14 protein-coding genes are annotated in these 16051 nt (G+C 61.3%); 8 read left to right on the top strand and 6 right to left on the bottom strand.

The genetic code is table 11. The features are described 5' to 3' along the window. Positions 1-72: 72 nt before the first annotated feature. Entirely contained in the window at positions 73-384 is a 312-nt protein-coding gene (locus ACM6IT_RS09915; protein ID WP_008051185.1) for a DUF962 domain-containing protein, read from the top strand. A gap of 27 nt (positions 385-411) precedes the next feature. Continuing rightward, positions 412-1005 (top strand): HD domain-containing protein, encoded by a 594-nt coding sequence (locus ACM6IT_RS09910; RefSeq protein ID WP_414913078.1) that lies wholly within the window; start codon positions 412-414, stop codon positions 1003-1005. Positions 1006-1164: 159 nt separating this feature from the next. Here ACM6IT_RS09910 and ACM6IT_RS09905 read toward each other — a convergent pair whose 3' ends face one another. Then, a complete protein-coding gene (locus ACM6IT_RS09905; protein ID WP_414913077.1) occupies positions 1165-1980 on the bottom strand; it encodes a UDP-2,3-diacylglucosamine diphosphatase in 816 nt (271 codons plus the stop codon). Between the two features lie 134 nt (positions 1981-2114). Between ACM6IT_RS09905 and ACM6IT_RS09900 the strand changes: the two genes are divergently transcribed. Further along, a complete protein-coding gene (locus ACM6IT_RS09900; RefSeq protein ID WP_414917905.1) occupies positions 2115-2873 on the top strand; it encodes an AraC family transcriptional regulator in 759 nt (252 codons plus the stop codon). Between the two features lie 162 nt (positions 2874-3035). Further along, a complete protein-coding gene (locus tag ACM6IT_RS09895; RefSeq protein ID WP_414917904.1) occupies positions 3036-3929 on the top strand; it encodes a DMT family transporter in 894 nt (297 codons plus the stop codon). On the opposite strand, the gene ACM6IT_RS09890 is transcribed toward ACM6IT_RS09895, so the two are convergent. From ACM6IT_RS09890 to recQ, 4 genes are all read right to left on the bottom strand, one after another. Continuing rightward, positions 3923-4210, bottom strand: coding sequence for a SelT/SelW/SelH family protein (locus tag ACM6IT_RS09890; RefSeq protein ID WP_056721456.1), 288 nt, complete (start codon positions 4208-4210; stop codon positions 3923-3925). The two genes, ACM6IT_RS09895 and ACM6IT_RS09890, sit on opposite strands and share 7 nt — an antisense overlap. 33 nt (positions 4211-4243) lie before the next feature. Next, on the bottom strand, positions 4244-5482 hold the full coding sequence (locus tag ACM6IT_RS09885; protein ID WP_414917903.1) for a FimV family protein: 1239 nt from the start codon (positions 5480-5482) through the stop codon (positions 4244-4246). Positions 5483-5609: 127 nt separating this feature from the next. Then, positions 5610-6044, bottom strand: a complete 435-nt coding sequence (locus ACM6IT_RS09880; protein ID WP_007984163.1) for a MarR family transcriptional regulator — start codon at positions 6042-6044, stop codon at positions 5610-5612. A 118-nt stretch (positions 6045-6162) separates the two neighbouring features. Further along, positions 6163-8289, bottom strand: a complete 2127-nt coding sequence (recQ, locus tag ACM6IT_RS09875) for a DNA helicase RecQ (protein WP_056721452.1) — start codon at positions 8287-8289, stop codon at positions 6163-6165. Positions 8290-8678: 389 nt separating this feature from the next. On the opposite strand from recQ, the gene ACM6IT_RS09870 reads away from it, so the two are divergent. The 4 genes from ACM6IT_RS09870 (at position 8679) to lapD (ending at position 12444) form a co-directional block, all read left to right on the top strand. Next, positions 8679-9266, top strand: a complete 588-nt coding sequence (locus ACM6IT_RS09870; protein ID WP_056721450.1) for a YecA family protein — start codon at positions 8679-8681, stop codon at positions 9264-9266. Positions 9267-9276: 10 nt separating this feature from the next. Then, complete coding sequence (locus tag ACM6IT_RS09865; protein ID WP_056721448.1) at positions 9277-9672, top strand: YbaN family protein; 396 nt, start codon at positions 9277-9279, stop codon at positions 9670-9672. A 101-nt stretch (positions 9673-9773) separates the two neighbouring features. Next, on the top strand, positions 9774-10481 hold the full coding sequence (gene lapG / locus ACM6IT_RS09860) for a cysteine protease LapG (RefSeq protein ID WP_414917902.1): 708 nt from the start codon (positions 9774-9776) through the stop codon (positions 10479-10481). A gap of 22 nt (positions 10482-10503) precedes the next feature. Then, positions 10504-12444 (top strand): cyclic di-GMP receptor LapD, encoded by a 1941-nt coding sequence (lapD, locus tag ACM6IT_RS09855; protein WP_414917901.1) that lies wholly within the window; start codon positions 10504-10506, stop codon positions 12442-12444. Between the two features lie 108 nt (positions 12445-12552). Here the strand turns inward: lapD and ACM6IT_RS09850 are convergent. Beyond that, the coding region (locus ACM6IT_RS09850) for a beta strand repeat-containing protein (RefSeq protein ID WP_414917900.1) at positions 12553-16051 on the bottom strand (3499 nt) is incomplete at its 5' end.

The raw sequence follows: 16051 nt of genomic DNA, 5'->3' as shown, positions 1-16051 counted from the left end.
ATCACTCTAGACTCAAATAAACTACCCGCAGAACAACTTGCAGCAAGAACAATAACCACAGAGATCGCTGTCGTGGAAAACGTCAAACGATTCAACAGCTTCGCTGAGTTCTATCCTTACTACCTCAGTGAGCACAGCAACAGCACCTGTCGCCGTTTACATTTTATCGGCACGACCCTGGTTATCTTGATTCTGACGCTGACCATTGGTCGCGGAGCCTGGATGCTGTTGTGGGCCCTGCCACTGGCAGGCTACAGCTTTGCCTGGGTCGGGCATTTCTTCTTCGAGAAGAACCGCCCGGCCACGTTTCAACACCCCTTCTATAGCCTGCTCGGCGATTTTGTCATGTACCGGGACATGGTCCTGGGGCGCGTTCCGTTCTAGCTGACATCCGTCACAAGAGAGTTGCCGATGAATGCCAATGCCCGCTTCACCCACATGAAGGACGGCACTCAGGAGGACTGGGCGATCATCGCCGCGGACTTCAGTGCCTACGCAAGACAATTGCCTGTACGGATCGTGGCGCACCTGAAGTTGCTGGAGGGTGATTTTGGCGGCTTCCCGGTGGATCGCCTGACCCACTCCCTGCAAACCGCCACCCGCGCCTGGCGCGATGGTCGCGACGAAGAGTACGTGGTCTGCGCCCTGCTCCACGATATCGGCGACACCCTGGGCTCCTACAATCACCCGGACATCGCGGCGGCGATCCTCAAGCCGTTCGTCAGCGCCGAGAACTTGTGGATGGTGGAAAAGCACGGGATTTTCCAGGGCTACTACTTCTTCCATCACCTGGGCATGGACCGGCATCTGCGCGAGCAATTCCAGGAGCATCCGCAGTACCAGGCGACCGTCGAATTCTGCGCCAGATACGATGCAGCGGCGTTTGATCCGGTGTACGACACGCTGCCGTTGAGCTTTTTCGAGCCGATGATGGAGCGCTTGTTTGCGCACCCCAGGAATTCGATCTACAAGGCGGCGATGGAAGAACATTCGCCAACCTCATGACCTATGGCGACCGTTGTGGCGAGGGGGCTTGCCCCCGTTGGGCTGCGCAGCAGCCCTAAAGCCATTCACCGCAGAACGCCAGATAGATCGCACTCCTAGGTTCACGGCGGCTTCGCCACCGAACGGGGGCAAGCCCCCTCGCCACAAAAAACAAATCAATCAAGCCAACTCCGTAACCCTGGCCGCCTTCAACTGCGCCTCGCGCGCCTGGGCATCCGCCAGGCGATACAACTCGATCGAACCATCCCAGTGCTCGATCAGGGCGGTGCACGATTCCACCCAGTCGCCGCAATTGAGGTAGTCCACCTCGCCGACCTTGCGAATCTCGGCATGGTGAATGTGCCCGCACACCACACCGTGCAGCTCGCGCTTGACGCATTCATGGGCGATGGCTTCTTCGAAGTCGCTGATAAAGCTGACCGCGGTTTTCACCTTGTGCTTGAGGTAGGCCGACAGCGACCAGTAGCCGTAGCCATATCGCGCGCGCCAATGATTGAGCCAGCGGTTGAGGGTCAGGGTGAATTCGTAGGCCGAGTCACCGAGAAACGCCAGCCAGCGATGATAACGGGTGATCACATCGAACTGGTCGCCATGGATCACCAGCAGGTGCCGGCCGTCGGCGGTGACGTGCACGACTTCGTCGACCAACTGGATATTGCCCAGGATCAGCTTCGAATAGCGGCGCAGGAATTCGTCGTGGTTGCCGGTGACGTAGATCACCTCCGTGCCGCGCTTGCTCATGGTCAGCAGGCGACGGATGACGTTGGTGTGCGCTTGCGGCCAGTACATGCCGCCGCGCAGTTTCCAGCCGTCGATGATGTCGCCGACCAGATAGATCTTGTCTGCGTGGTAGCCCTTGAGAAACCGCGACAGGTGTTCAGCCTGGCAATCCCGGGTGCCCAAATGCACGTCGGAAATCCATAAAGTCCGTACGCGTTGCTTACGGGTGGGTTTGGCGAGCTCGGCGCTGGTCATGGGCAACCCTCTGGCAAGTTTTGCCAAGTCTGCCCCGAGCCGGTTAATGGTCCATGACAGCGTCAAGTCAGTCCTGTGACAGCGCTTACAGGCCCGCTCGGTGTAGACTGACGCCCTGAGCCGGGAGACCCGCGATGAGACCGATCCTCACGCTTCGCCAATACAGCCACGACCTGATCGTCCACAGCCACGAACACGCGCAACTGGTGTTCGGGCTTTCTGGCGCCCTGGATTTCGAGGTCGACGGGCGTGGCAGCCAGGTGGTCCGGCAGAGTTTCGTGGTGGTGCCCTCCGGAGCGCATCACGCCTGTGGCAGCGCCAATGGCAGCCGCTGCCTGGTGCTGGATGTGCCAAGCGAACAATGGGTTGCCCAGTCGTTGGGCGATCACGCCGAGCCCAGCCGACGCCTGCTCGACAACGCCGGGCGCCTGCCCCTGAATGCCGGGCAAAGCCAATTGGTCAGTTGGCTGGCGAACAGTCCGGTGGATGATCCGCTGATCGCTCAACAAGGCGCGGTGCTGTTGCTGGCCAGTCTCAACAACGCCAGGCCCGAAGCCGTCGGCGGTCGGCGTCTGCCCTATGCGGCGCTGAACGCGCACATCGATCAGTACGCGGCATACCCGCTGCAAGTGGCCGACCTGGCCCGGGTAGCCGGCCTTTCCAGTGCCCGTCTGCATGCACGGTTCGTGGCCGAATGCGGGCAGACGCCAATGGACTACATCCGCAGCCGACGCCTGCACATAGCGGTGGGCTTGCTGCGCAACTCGGCACTGCCCATCGGCGAAATTGCCAGCCGTGCCGGCTACAGCTCCCAGAGTGCCTTCGCGGCGGCGGTACTGCGCGAGTTCGGGGCATCGCCCGGAAAACTGCGGCGCGAGACTGGCGACAAATAACGCGAGTTTGCCGACAGACACAACGGGGCCACATGGCTCAATGTAGGAGCTGCCGAAGGCTGCGATCTCTTGACGTTGTTTTTCAAGATCAAGATCAAAGATCGTCCGAACGCGGCCCGAGCCTTCGGCAGCTCCTACATGATTTTACTGTTAAGGATTGCAATGACTCCCCGTACCGCCCTTGGCGCCTTGCATATCGGCGCATTGATGTTCGGCCTGACTGGCGTGTTCGGCAAACTGGCCGCCGCGTCCCCGGCGATCATCGTGTTCGGCCGTGCCGCCTTTGCGGTGCTCGCGCTGGCGTTTTTTGCACGGTTCGCCAGCCAGACGCGCTGGCAGAAACTCGAGGCCGTGGACTGGCGTCGACTGCTGCTCAGCGGCTTGTTGCTGGCCGGACACTGGGTGAGCTTCTTCATTGCCGTGAAAGTCGCAGGCGTGGCGATAGCGACGCTCGGTTTCGCCAGCTTCCCGGCCTTTACCGTGATCCTCGAAGGGCTGATCTTCCGCGAGCGCATTCGCGCCAATGAGATTGTGCTGGTGCTGCTGGTGAGTGTCGGCCTGGTGTTGGTCACGCCCGACTTTGACCTGGCCAGCGGCGCCACCACCGGCCTGCTGTGGGCCGTGGGTTCCGGTTTGTTGTTCGCCCTGCTGTCACTGACCAACCGTGCCAGTTCCGGTCGAGTCCCGCCGGTCCAGGCGGCGCTGTGCCAGAACGTGGTGGTTGCCCTGTGCCTGCTGCCGGTGGCGGCGCCTCAATTGAGCGAAGTGCGCGCCATCGACTGGCTGTGGATCGGCCTGCTAGGTGTGTTCTGTACCGGTGTAGCCCACAGCCTGTTCGTCGCCAGCCTCGCGGTGATCAAGGCTCGCACTGCCGCCGTAGTGTTCGCCCTGGAGCCGGTCTACGGCATCACCGTCGCCTGGTTGCTGTTCAACGAAAACCCGACCCTGCGCATGTTGCTGGGGGGCGTGCTGATCATTGTGGCGATTGTGGTGTCCAGCCGGTTCTCAAGTGGCACAAGCAAGAAGGCCGTTGCAGCCGAGGCCGCGTCTCACTGAGTGCGGTCGTTGTGCCCCAGGTCGCGGTCCGGGTCGATCTGGTCACGGACCCGCTGCTTGAGTACCTTGGCTTCGGGGAAGCCTCCGTCCGCCTTGCGCTCCCAGATCTGTACGGCGTCACAGTAGATATGAAAGACCCCGCCGGTGCCCGGCACCAGAGAGACTTTGCCCAAATCATCACCAAAGGTGCTGAGCAGTTCCTGGGCCAGCCAGGCCGCACGCAACAGCCATTGGCATTGCGTGCAATAGGTGATGATGATTTCCGGTTTGCTGACGGTCATGATGGGGCCTGACTCCAGAGTTTGACGACGCCGCTATGATAGCCCGACCGGTGACTGTCGAGACGGCGGAGCGAATGGCGTTTCCAACTCGAACTCTGGCTCGATCATGGCCGGAGCAGCCGGCTGCGGGTTCCCGCTGGGGCTGATCAGGTCCCAACTCGACGCCAAGGAAAACTCCTCCAGGTTGAGCCGGTACTCATCATCAATGGTGGATTCACCGGACATCGCCAAACCCGGAACCACCGCCACGGCAGCAGCGACCGAGGTGGAACGACTGCTGTCGACCCACTCAAGCTCATCGTTGGCCGGTACCGCGACGGGTTGCCTGACGGTGGGCCACGTCACTGGCTCGGCATAAAGCTCCGCCAGCGGTTCCGGCTGCGACGGCAGCGCCTCTGAAGCTGCGGCCTGATGTTGCTGGCGCCGGCGGCGAACAAACCAGCCCAGCGCCAGCAACGCTATCAGGGCCGACATACCGGCAATCGGCAGCCGGCCAAACCCGGTTTTTTCAGCAATGGCGGGGGCTGGCGGCACTGCGTCGGAGGCAATGGGTTGAGCCTTTACCTTCTTGAGCTCCGCCAGTTGGGTGTGCAGTTCGGCCAACTGTTTTTTCTGGCTGGCGATCAACTCATCCTGGCCTTGAAGCTTCGCGTTGAGCTCATCGACCGTGGTTTGCAACTCGTGGTTTTGCAGGGTGCTGGCGGCCAGTTGTTCGATAGCGGGATCAACAACGGCGACGTCCGTTTCTGGCGGTGCCTTGACCACGGGTGACGGCGCCAGGACCGGTTGAACACGGGGAAATGCGGACGCCGGGGAGATGGAAACCGCTTCATCGGCGGCGGGAACAACCCCTGGCGCACCCGGCGGATCGATCAAAACCGTGTACTCGCGCAACAATCGCCCATTCGGCTGATTGAGCTGCACAAGGAAATTCAGGAAGGGTTCATTGACCGGCTTGGCGGAGGTCACCTGGATCACGCGGCGATTACCGCGCAGCACCGGAGTGAACTTCAGGTCGTTGAGGAAAAATGCCCGGTCGACCCCGGCACGGCTGAACTCGTCTGCCGTTGCCAGGCTCACCGACAGCTGGTTTTCCTCCAGGCCGGCGGTATCCACCAGTGTGATATCTGCACGCAGCGGTTGATTCAGCGCCGAATGCAGGGTGATTTCACCCAGGCCCAGCGCAGGCGCCCATGCTGAGTATGTGACAGCAGCCCCGGCCAGCAACCACTGAGAACCACCGCGTAAAACCAATCGCCAACACTTGAGCATGAGCATCCTTGAGATCTACAGAAACCATCCGCACGGGTTCGTACATCCGTTACGAACACGATATTGCCGAGTAGTTCTTATAGTCTGCCCGATGCGGTCTCTCATAAACCTGGCGTTCGGTTATGCCTCAAGACTTTTCAAGGTTACCCAGGATGTGCCCGTGAACCCGCATGCACACCTTCAAATCCGCCTCATCAACGCCTTCGAACAGTTCGTGACGCAGTTGCGTGGCAATGGTTTCAATTTGTTCGATCAGGGGACGCGCCGGCGCGCAGAGCACAATTTTCTTCGCCCGACGGTCTTCCAGCACTGCCTGGCGTTGCACCAGGCCCTGGCTTTCCAGGCTGTCGAGCAAGCGGGCCAGGGTCGGGCCTTCGACGCCGACGCTTTGTGCCAGCTCACGCTGGGTCGGTGCTTCTTCGAAACGGGCCAGGTGCAGCAGCACCAGCCAGCGTGCCTGGGACAAGCCCATGCCCGCCAGTCGGCGGTCCAGTTCGGCACGCCAGCCACGGGACATCTGGGCCAATTGCATGCCAAAGCGGTGTTGATCGGTTAACGGCATAAAACACTCATGATTAGACTGAAATAAATAAAAACTAATTATTAGTCAGCTAAGCATGAGCCTCGATTTGAGGCAAGGCTTGATCTGTAGTGAATCGTTACATCAGCACGCAGATGTCTCAAATCTCGAATTCCGACTGCAAGGCCGCCCGAACGCAGTACAACACCCCTTCCGGCACCCTGCCTGCGAACAGTGCGGCGATCTCGGAAACCGGCGGCAACTCGCCTTCGCCGTCGAGGAAGGCGTCCTGCACTTCACCCATCAGGTCTTCAGGAAGATCCAGCGCCTGCTCCAACGACAACTGCTGCTTGCCGATCGCTTCGGCCAGCATGGTGTAGACATTCTTTTCCGAGCACTGCAACTGACCGGCGATCTGTACCGGTGTCATGCCGGCCCGCGCCAATGTAATCAGTTCGTGACGTACATCGGCCACCGGTTTCGGCGCCTCGACCTGCCCGCCGAGCACTTCGAGGAAAGCCTCGCCGTAACGCTCCAGCTTGCGCGCGCCGACACCGCTGACCGTGGCCATTTCCGCCAGCGAGGTCGGCTGGCTGCGCAGCATCTCCAGCAAGGTCGAGTCGGGGAAGATGACGTACGGCGGCACGCCATGTTCTTCGGCGAGCTTGCGACGCAGGGCGCGCAAGGCTTCCCATTGTTCGCGCTCTTCGCCACGGACCAGCTGGCTCGCCTGGCTCTTGCTGCTTTTCGCCACGGTTTGCGCCTTGAGATCGCGGCGCAGCTCCAGGGTCACTTCGCCCTTGAGCAGCGGCCGGCAACTGTCGCTCAGGCGCAAGCCGCCGTAGCCTTCGAGGTCGATGTCCGCCAGACCACGGGCCACCAGTTGGCGGAACAGCGAGCGCCATTCGCCCTCCGCCATCGTCTTGCCAACTCCATACACCGACAGGTGCTGATGGCCGAAGCTGCGGACTTTTTCGTTGTCCTTGCCCAGCAATACATCCACCAGGTGCCCGACGCCGTAGCGCTGACCGGTGCGGTAGATCGCCGACAGCGCCTGACGCGCCGGCTCGGTGGCATCCCAGGTCTGCACGCCGTCGACGCAGTTGTCGCAATGACCGCAAGGCTCGGGCATGTCTTCGTCGAAGTAGGCCAGCAGCGTTTGCCGACGGCAGCGGGTTTCTTCGCAGAGCGAGAGCATGGCGTCGAGCTTGTGCTGTTCCAGGCGCTTGTGACGCTCGTCGCCTTCGGAGTTCTGCAACATCTGCTTGAGCATCACCACGTCTTGCAGGCCATAGGCCATCCAGGCATCCGCCGGCAGGCCGTCACGGCCGCCACGACCGGTTTCCTGGTAATAGGCCTCAAGGGATTTCGGCAAATCGAGATGCGCGACGAAACGCACATTGGGCTTGTCGATACCCATGCCGAACGCCACGGTGGCGACCATGATCAGGCCTTCCTCGTTGAGGAAGCGTTTCTGATGGTAGGCCCGCAGATCGTTGGGCAGGCCGGCGTGGTATGGCAACGCCGGGAAGCCTTGCTCGCTGAGGAACGCGGCGACTTCCTCGACTTTCTTGCGCGACAGGCAATACACGATGCCCGCATCGCTACGACGCTCGGCGAGGAATGCCAGCAACTGCTTGCGCGGTTGTTCCTTGGGCACGATGCGATAAAAGATGTTCGGCCGGTCGAAGCTCGACAGGAAGCGCTCGGCGTCTTGCAGGTGCAGGCGGGTGACGATTTCTTCCCGGGTGCGCTTGTCGGCCGTGGCGGTCAGGGCGATGCGCGGCACGTCGGGAAACATTTCCGCCAACTGGCCCAGCTGCAGGTATTCCGGGCGGAAATCGTGGCCCCATTGCGATACGCAGTGTGCTTCGTCGATGGCGAACAGGGCGATGTCCAGCCCCTGCAGGAAGGACAGCATGCGCGGCTGGACCAGACGTTCCGGCGCCAGGTAGAGCATTTTCACTTCACCGCGGCGGATGCGGACGGCGAGGTCGCGCTGCTGCTCGGCACTGAGGGTGGAGTTCAACGCGGCGGCGGCCACGCCCAGCTCTTCGAGGGTGGCGACCTGATCGTCCATCAGTGCGATCAGCGGCGAGACCACCACGGCCAGGCCTTCGCGCAACAACGCCGGGACCTGGAAGCACAGGGACTTGCCGCCACCGGTAGGCATCAGGACCAGGGCATCGCCGCCACTGGCCACGCGCTCAATGATTGCACCCTGGCGGCCACGGAAACTGTCGTAGCCGAAGATGTCCTTGAGGACGCGTTGAGCCTGTTCGAGCATAGAAACTCCAAAAATCACCGAAACATCCCTGCAAGGCTGGTTCAGAACCTGCGACGCTGCACCGATAAATCGTAAGTGCGCATTGCATGACGCTTCACATTTCAGCCGTGACGCCAGCAGGGCATCACAAAACGCGCGAGTATACCCGAGCCCCGTCCGGCAAAGGGCACCGCTGATAAGAGGGAATGGACATGATTCTCTGTAGGAGCTGCCGAAGGCTGCGATCTTTTGATTTTGTTTTTTAAAGCCAGGATCAAAAGATCGCAGCCTTCGGCAGTTCCTACCGGGAAAGGCGGTGGAGTCGGGAGGCAAATATGCCGTGCGGCTGGCCCAAGTGCTCAAGAAGGCCTAGAATTCCCGCATCGAACATTCCCCAAGGTAGTCCTTTAATGTCCTTCGCTGAGCAACTAACCCGCCTGCAAGTCTTCCTCGACGCTGATGAACTGCATGACGAGGCGCTGGACTACGTGGCCGCCCACGGCTACCTCACCGCGCTGTCGATCTGTTCCGAAACCGTTCCTGACCGTGAGTGGATCGACGCGCTGTTCGCCGAAGAACCGCATTACAGTGGCGAAGCCCAGCGTGAAGAGATCGAAGCCACGCTGATCGGCCTCAAGGCCCACATCGCTCGCCAGCTGGCCTCCGATGAAGAGTTCGAGCTGCCATGCGACCTGGACCTGGGCGACGACCCGGATGATTCCGACCTGCGCGGCTGGTGCATCGGCTTCATGGAAGGTGTATTCCTGCGCGAAGCGGCCTGGTTCGAAAGCGCCGAAGAAGAAGTCAGCGAAATGCTGTTGCCGATCATGGTCGGTTCGGGCCTGTTCGACGAGCAGCCGGAGTTCGAAGACATCGCCAAAGATGCCAACCTGATGGACGACATGATCGTACAGATCCCGGAAGCCCTGACCGCGCTGTATCTACTGTGCAACGCACCAGACGAAAAACCGGCGATTCTCAAGCCTCGCCACCACTAAGGTCCTGCCTATGGACAACCCCATAGGCAACCGCCCCCTGATGTTGCGCTACGTGCTGCTGGCCATCGGCTGGCTGAGCGTAGCGCTGGGGGTGATCGGGATTTTCCTGCCGGTATTGCCCACCACCCCTTTCCTGCTACTGGCGGCCGCCTGCTTCGCCCGCAGTTCCCCGCGCTTTTATCAATGGCTGGTCGAGCATCCACGGCTTGGCCCGTGGATCCGCGACTACCTCGATGGCAACGGCATTCCGCTCAGGGGCAAGGTCTACGCCATTGGCCTGATGTGGGCGAGCATCCTGCTCTCCTGCTACCTGGTACCGCTGCCTTGGGCACGGTGCTTCATGCTGACCAGTGCAGTACTCGTGACCATCTACATCCTCAAGCAGAAAACCCTGCATAAATCCTGAAGTCGCCCTTGGCCCTTTGTGGCAAGCCCCGTCCGACGACCTGCCCTCCCGCGCCCAAAACACCACCTAAACTTCACCCACCTACACTCGAGCAGCCAGACATGGCCCGCAGTCTGCGTAGTCCAGGATGGCCAACGCTCCGACTTCGGCTCGGCGGCGGGTTGCTGCTGGCTGGTTTGCTACTGACCGTATTCAACGGGGTCCGGGCCGACTGGGATTTTGCGCGGATTCTGCAAACCGTTGAAAAACAATACGGCCCGCTCGGAGCGGCACGAAGTCGGATCGAGGCCTGGAGTCAAATGCTGCAAAGTACACGCGGCGCTCCCGAACGCGAGCAGCTCAACGCGGTGAACCGCTTCTTCGATCAGCAGTTGGACTTCCAGGACGACACGCGCATCTGGCAACAGACCGATTACTGGGCCACGCCCGTCGAAGCCCTGATCAAGGGCGCCGCCGATTGCGAGGACTACGCCCTGGCGAAGTATTTCAGCCTGCGCCGGCTCGGTATTCCCAGCGAAAAACTGCGCATCACCTACGTCAAGGCCTTGAGCCAGAACAAGGCCCACATGGTGCTGACGTTCTACAGCACTCCCACGAGTGACCCACTGGTGCTGGACAACCTGATCGGCGATATCCGCCCCGCCTCCCAACGCAAAGACTTGCTACCGGTATACGCCTTCAACGCCGAAGGCCTGTACCTGCCGGGCAAAAATGGCGGCCAGCGCAGCGGCGACTCGAAAAAGCTGTCGCGCTGGCAGGAAGTGTTGAAAAAGATGCAGGCCGAAGGGTTCGACATCGGCGACGGCTAACCGCCTTGGCAAGGAGCGAAGCATGACACTGCGTAAACAGTTGTTCCTGGCCATCTGTCTGTTCCTGCTGGTGGCATTCAGCGGCAGTTTTTTTGCCAGCCTGGAAAGCTCCCGCGAACAAACGCTCAGCCAACTGCGTGCCCACGCCCAGGACGCGGCCACCGCGCTGGGGCTGTCGCTGACGGCACAGGTCGATGACCCGGCAATGATGGAACTGATGGTCAGTTCGATTTTCGACAGCGGCTATTTCAGCAGCATTCGCGTCATCAGGCTCAAGGATCAGCAAACCCTGGTGGAACGCACTGCACCGACGAAAATCAAGGGTGTGCCTGACTGGTTCGTCAACCTGGTCGACCTGCGCCCGGAAGGTGGCGATGCTTTGATCATGCGCGGCTGGGAACAACTGGCACGGGTCGAAGTGCTGAGCAATCCGCAATTCGCCCTGGCCAAGCTCTGGGACGGCACCCTCGGCAGCCTGATCTGGTTGCTGTTGTGCGGGCTGTTCAGCGCCGTGATTGGAGGATGGATGCTGCGCCGGCAATTTCGCCCACTCGACAGCATGGTCCGACAAGCCGAGGCCATCAGCAAACGCGAGTTTATCAGCCTGCCGAAACTGCCACGCACACCGGAACTGAAACGGGTGGTGCTGGCGATGAACCAGATGGTCGAGAAGCTCAAGGCGCTGTTCGTCGAGGAGGCTGCGCGCAGCGAAAAACTGCGGGCCGAATCCTATCTGGACAGCCTCACCGGCCTGGCCAACCGACGCCTGCTCGACGAGCAACTGGCCGACCATTTACGCGTGTGCGAACAGAGCCGAGATGGCCATTTGCTGATGTTGCGAATCAACGACCTGAACGGCCTCAATCAACGCCTGGGTGGCCAACGGACTGACGCGCTGATCACTGCCGTCGGCGAATTGCTCAAGCGCCTGACTCAATTGCCGGAGCGTCGAACCTGGCTGGCGGCGCGCAATCGTGGCGGCGAATTCAGCCTGCTGACACCGGGCCTGGATGCTGAAAGTGCCGCGCGCCTGGCCGCCGATGTCAGCGTCAGCCTGGAGAACCTGCGCCTGACCGGTGCCAGCGATTGCATGCCGGTCGCCCATCTGGGCGTTGTCGCCTACCGCCCCGGTGAGCCGATCAGCACCGTACTCCTGCGCCTTGATCAGGCGCTGACGGAGTCGCGGCAACATCCCGAACGCCCCTGGGTCCATTTGAGTCATCGTGATACGGCACCGAATCACTCCCAGCACGACTGGCGCACCTGGATCGACGATGCCTTGACTGAAGGCAAAATGCAGCTGTACTTCCAGCCCGTCGTGCAATGCACCGACACCCGCCAGGTGCTGCATCACAAAGTGCTCGCACGCCTGCTCGACCCGCAGGGCGAGGCGATTGCCGCCGGGCATTTCCTGCCGTGGATCGAGCGTCTCGGCTGGTCGGGACGGTTCGACCTGGCGATGCTCGAAGCCACGCTGGACGACCTGGTGGTCAACCGCAGGCCTTTGGCACTGAGCCTGTACGGGAGCACCCTGCGCGATCCGGTGCAATGGCGAACAATCCTCGATCTGCTCGACTCCCTGCCGGAACTGGCGCCGTTGCTGATCCTGGAAATCGACGAACGCCAGTTACCTTCCCCCGAAGTGCTGCAAAACCTTTGCAGCTCATTGCTCAAGACCGGTTACCGAATCGGCCTGCAACACTTTGGCGGGCGCTTCAGTCAGATCGGCAACCTGACCCAATTGGGCCTGGCGTACCTGAAAATCGATGGGGCCTACATTCGCAACATCGACGAGCAGCCTGACAAGCGGCTGTTCATCGACGCGATCTTCCGCGCGACCCACAGCATTGATTTGCCGCTGATTGCGGAAATGGTCGAGACCCGTGGGGAACTGGAGGTAATCAGGGAGTTGGGAATATTCGGGGCCATGGGTCGATTGATCGGGGCGCCAGAGCCGATATGATAATGGGTACATCGAGGGTCAGTAACCCCTGACCGGACATCGACCTTTGTCCCGGGCAAAAAAACCCGCCCCCTTCCCGGGGTGGCGGGTTTTTTGGCAGGTTTCAGGTCACACCGTATCCACCTTCAACGAATGATCATTGAGCATGCCGTTGATAATGGTCGCTGTGTCATGCCCGCCCGCGATCACCCCACCCGCCCCCGGCGTAACACCGTAGTGGCTGGCCAGGTCGACGCCGGCCAGGTCGATGGTCTGGTTCGGCGCGGCGCCGGCCATGGCGCTGACGTCGATGCTGGTCACTGTCGACGGCCCGCTGCCGATGACGGTGAAGTGCAGGTAGTCATCCAGCGAAGCCGTGGTGCCGTTTTCCCCTTGCAGCAGTTGCGACAGGTCGAGCTTGTCGGTGCCGGGCGTGAAATCGGTGATCACGTCATGGCCACTGTTGCCCTTGAGCCACTGGAAGGTATCGGTCCCCGCCCCGCCGGTGAGGGTGTTGTTGCCCAGGCCACCGATCAGCAAGTCATCCCCACCTCCGCCGTTGAGGATATCGTTGCCCAGGCCGCCGTTGATCACGTTGTTGGTGTTGCCTCCAGTCAGGGTGTCGTTGAAGTTCGAGCCGGTGAGGTTTTCGATACCGGTCAGGGTGTCCGAGCCCGCGCCCAGGGTGTTCTGCGCAGTGAGCAGGCTGAGGTCGACAGTCACCCCGGCGCTGGCATGGGCGTAACTGGCCGTGTCGATGCCCGTGCCGCCATCGAGGATGTCATTGCCCTGGCCGCTGAAGAGCAGATCGTTGCCGGCGCCGCCATGCAGCTCGTTGTTGCCGGAACCGGCAGTGAGCACATCGTTGCCGTCGCCGGCATTGATAATGTTGTTGCCCGTGCCCGCCACCAGTACGTCATCCCCACTGGTGCCGGTAAGGGTGTGGCCTTCCTGATAGCTGATGGTCAGGTTGGCCGAGTCGCTGCCGCCGTGGTTGTCGTTGGCGGTGTAGGTGCCGTGGTAGTCCGTGATGACGGCCTGTGCTCCGGCGTAGTTTACGGTCATGGTCAACTGATAGTTTTCCGCCGAATTCGTATCGCTGCCACTGGTGTTGGTGATGTTGGTCAGGTGGATCTGGTAAGTGCCATCCGCACTTGCGGTGATGGTGCCGCCATCGGCGATGCTGACGAACCCCCCACCGTTGAGCGAATACTCCATCGTGATGTGCCCAGGGTCCAGGTTGTGATCGAGGTTGAGCGTCTCACCCTGTTTCAGCTTGACCGTGATGAGGTCTTCATTGTTGCCATTGGAGTTGTTCGCCGCGCCAAGATAGCCACTGACCACCAGCAGCGCCGTCATGGTCGCCGCGTTGGCCTCAAAGGCGCTGCGCACGTTGGCCAGACTCTTGTTGGCGGGATTGTTGTTTTGACCGGCGAAGCTGATCGCGCCGGTTCCAGTGAAGTCCGCGTCCCCGGCGATCCAGCCGGTGTTGAACGAAGTCGGTGTCGCCGAGAGTTGATCGCCGTTGGGGTCGGTGTCGTTGGCCAGCAACAGTTCGCCCGGCACCACGACAGTGCCCGAGAGCACGTTGGTGATGACGTTATCATCAGCCGCCACTGGCGGTGCGTTCGGTATGACTTTGACCGTCAGGGTGGAGCTGGCCAGGTCGCCATCGTTGTCGCTGGCGGTGAATCCGATGTTTTCGGTAATCAACACCGACGTGGTTTTCTGCGAAATGTAGGCGTATTCACCGGTATCGAGATTGATCTGCAGGGTGCCGCTGTTGTTGGTGGAAATGCTCAACGTGTTGTCCACGGTGTTGAACGTGCCGTGGTTGAGCCCGCCGCTGAAGCTCAGCAAGCCCTGATTGCTGTTGCCGCTTGGATCGTAGGTGTAGGTGGTGCCATCCACCGTGATGGTCTTGATGAAGCCGCCATCGGCGCCGAATGTGCCACCTTCGCCCAGCAGTGAACCGGTCACCGGTGCGCCGATCACCGTGCCGGACAGCACCGAGTTGAGCTGGTTGAGGTCGGTCACCACCACCGCATTGGTGTCGGTATGGCTGCTGCCGTCATAGGCCAGTGGATTGAGGTTGGCGTTGCTCACGCCGCTGCCCAGGCCGATCGCGTAGTTCTTGATGTTGTTGGCATCGAGGAAGGTTTTCAGCGCGGTCTCGTCGGCGGTGCCGATTTCCTGGTCGGTGGTGGGCTTGCCGTCGGAGAAGAAGTAGCCGACGTTTTGCGCACCGGTGAGTTTGCCCGAGGTGTTGAACGCAGTCTGCATGGTCGCCACGGCCGCGTCGTAGTTGGTGCCGCCGTTCGCGGTGAGGCCGGCCAGCAGTGTCTTGGCGGTCGCGACATCCACCCACACCGAGGTCATGTCGGTGGCGCTGCTGCTGAAGGTGACGAGCTGCACTTTCACATCGCCCAGGTCGTCGTATTTATCCAGCAAGGCACTGATGGCCTGCTTGGCCAGGGCCAGCCGTGACAGGCTCGCGCCCGACGCGTCCAACACGCCGGAAGGGTCGGCCATGCTGCCGGAGACGTCGAGCACGATCAGCAGGTTGGAATCGATCTCCACCGCCGCCACCGAGCGATCCGTTGCCACCGCCTTGGGAACATCATCGACGATGCTGACCACGATGGTGCTGGTGCTGCTGTTACCCAGCGCATCGGTGGCTTTGTAGGTGAAGCTTTCACTCAGGCTGTTCGGCCCGTCGTTGGCGTTCGGCGAGGTTTTCGGTGCCGAGGTCAGGGTGTAGGTGTAGCTACCGTCGGGGTTGATCAGGATCTGCCCGTAGGTGCCGATGGCGCTGCCAACCAGGGTGTAGGTGAGCGCGCCACTGGCACCCGAGACCGAACCGACCAGGGTCCCGGACGCGGTTTCGCCCGTATTGCCCGGGTCACTGCCGGTGACCGTACCAGCGGCCAGGTCCTGCCCGCCCTGACTCAGGTCGAGGGCTTTTTCATAGACCGTCACGTCGCTGTCGGGGTTGGCCTTGATCGTGCTGTTGGCGACGTCGATGGTGATGGTGGTGGTGCTTTCATCGCCATCGGAATCACGCACGGTGTAGGTGAACGTATCCGTGGCCCCAAGATCGCCGACGGAATTCTGGTTGCTGTGATACACCGCGTTGCCGTTGGCATCGAGGGTCAGGTAGCCATAGGTACCGTTGATCTGGCTACCCAGCCCACCAATGGCCGAGGTCAAGGTATTGCCGCCGGCACGTACGCCGACCACTGTCGCCGGACCATCGGCGCCGCTGACGTCGTTGCCCAGCACACTGATGTTGACGCTGCCGCCCTCCACTACCGACGACGAGTCAGGTTTGGCGCTTGGCAGGTCATCGACGATGCTGACGTCGAGGTTACCCGTGGCGGTGGTGCCGTTGTCGTCGACCACGGTCACGGCGAACTGCTCAGGGAGTGAGTTGGCACCATTGGCAGTTGGGTGGGCTTCGTTATCGACCAAGGTGTAGCTGTAGCTGACCACGCCGGTCGCCGCGTTGAAGCCGGTGATGGTCAGGGTGCTGCCCAGCGGTGTGGTGATCGATTGCGGGAAGCCGGCGGCCACGCCAGCGGTGACCACGGCGATGCCGCCCACGGTCAGGGTCGTCACGCCGTCGAGG

The organism is Pseudomonas sp. IT-P4, from assembly GCF_949767755.1.
In the GTDB taxonomy this organism is placed as follows: domain Bacteria; phylum Pseudomonadota; class Gammaproteobacteria; order Pseudomonadales; family Pseudomonadaceae; genus Aquipseudomonas; species Aquipseudomonas monachiensis.
The sequence above is the reverse complement of the archived record's forward strand: the minus strand, read 5'-3'. Positions and strand labels throughout refer to the sequence as shown.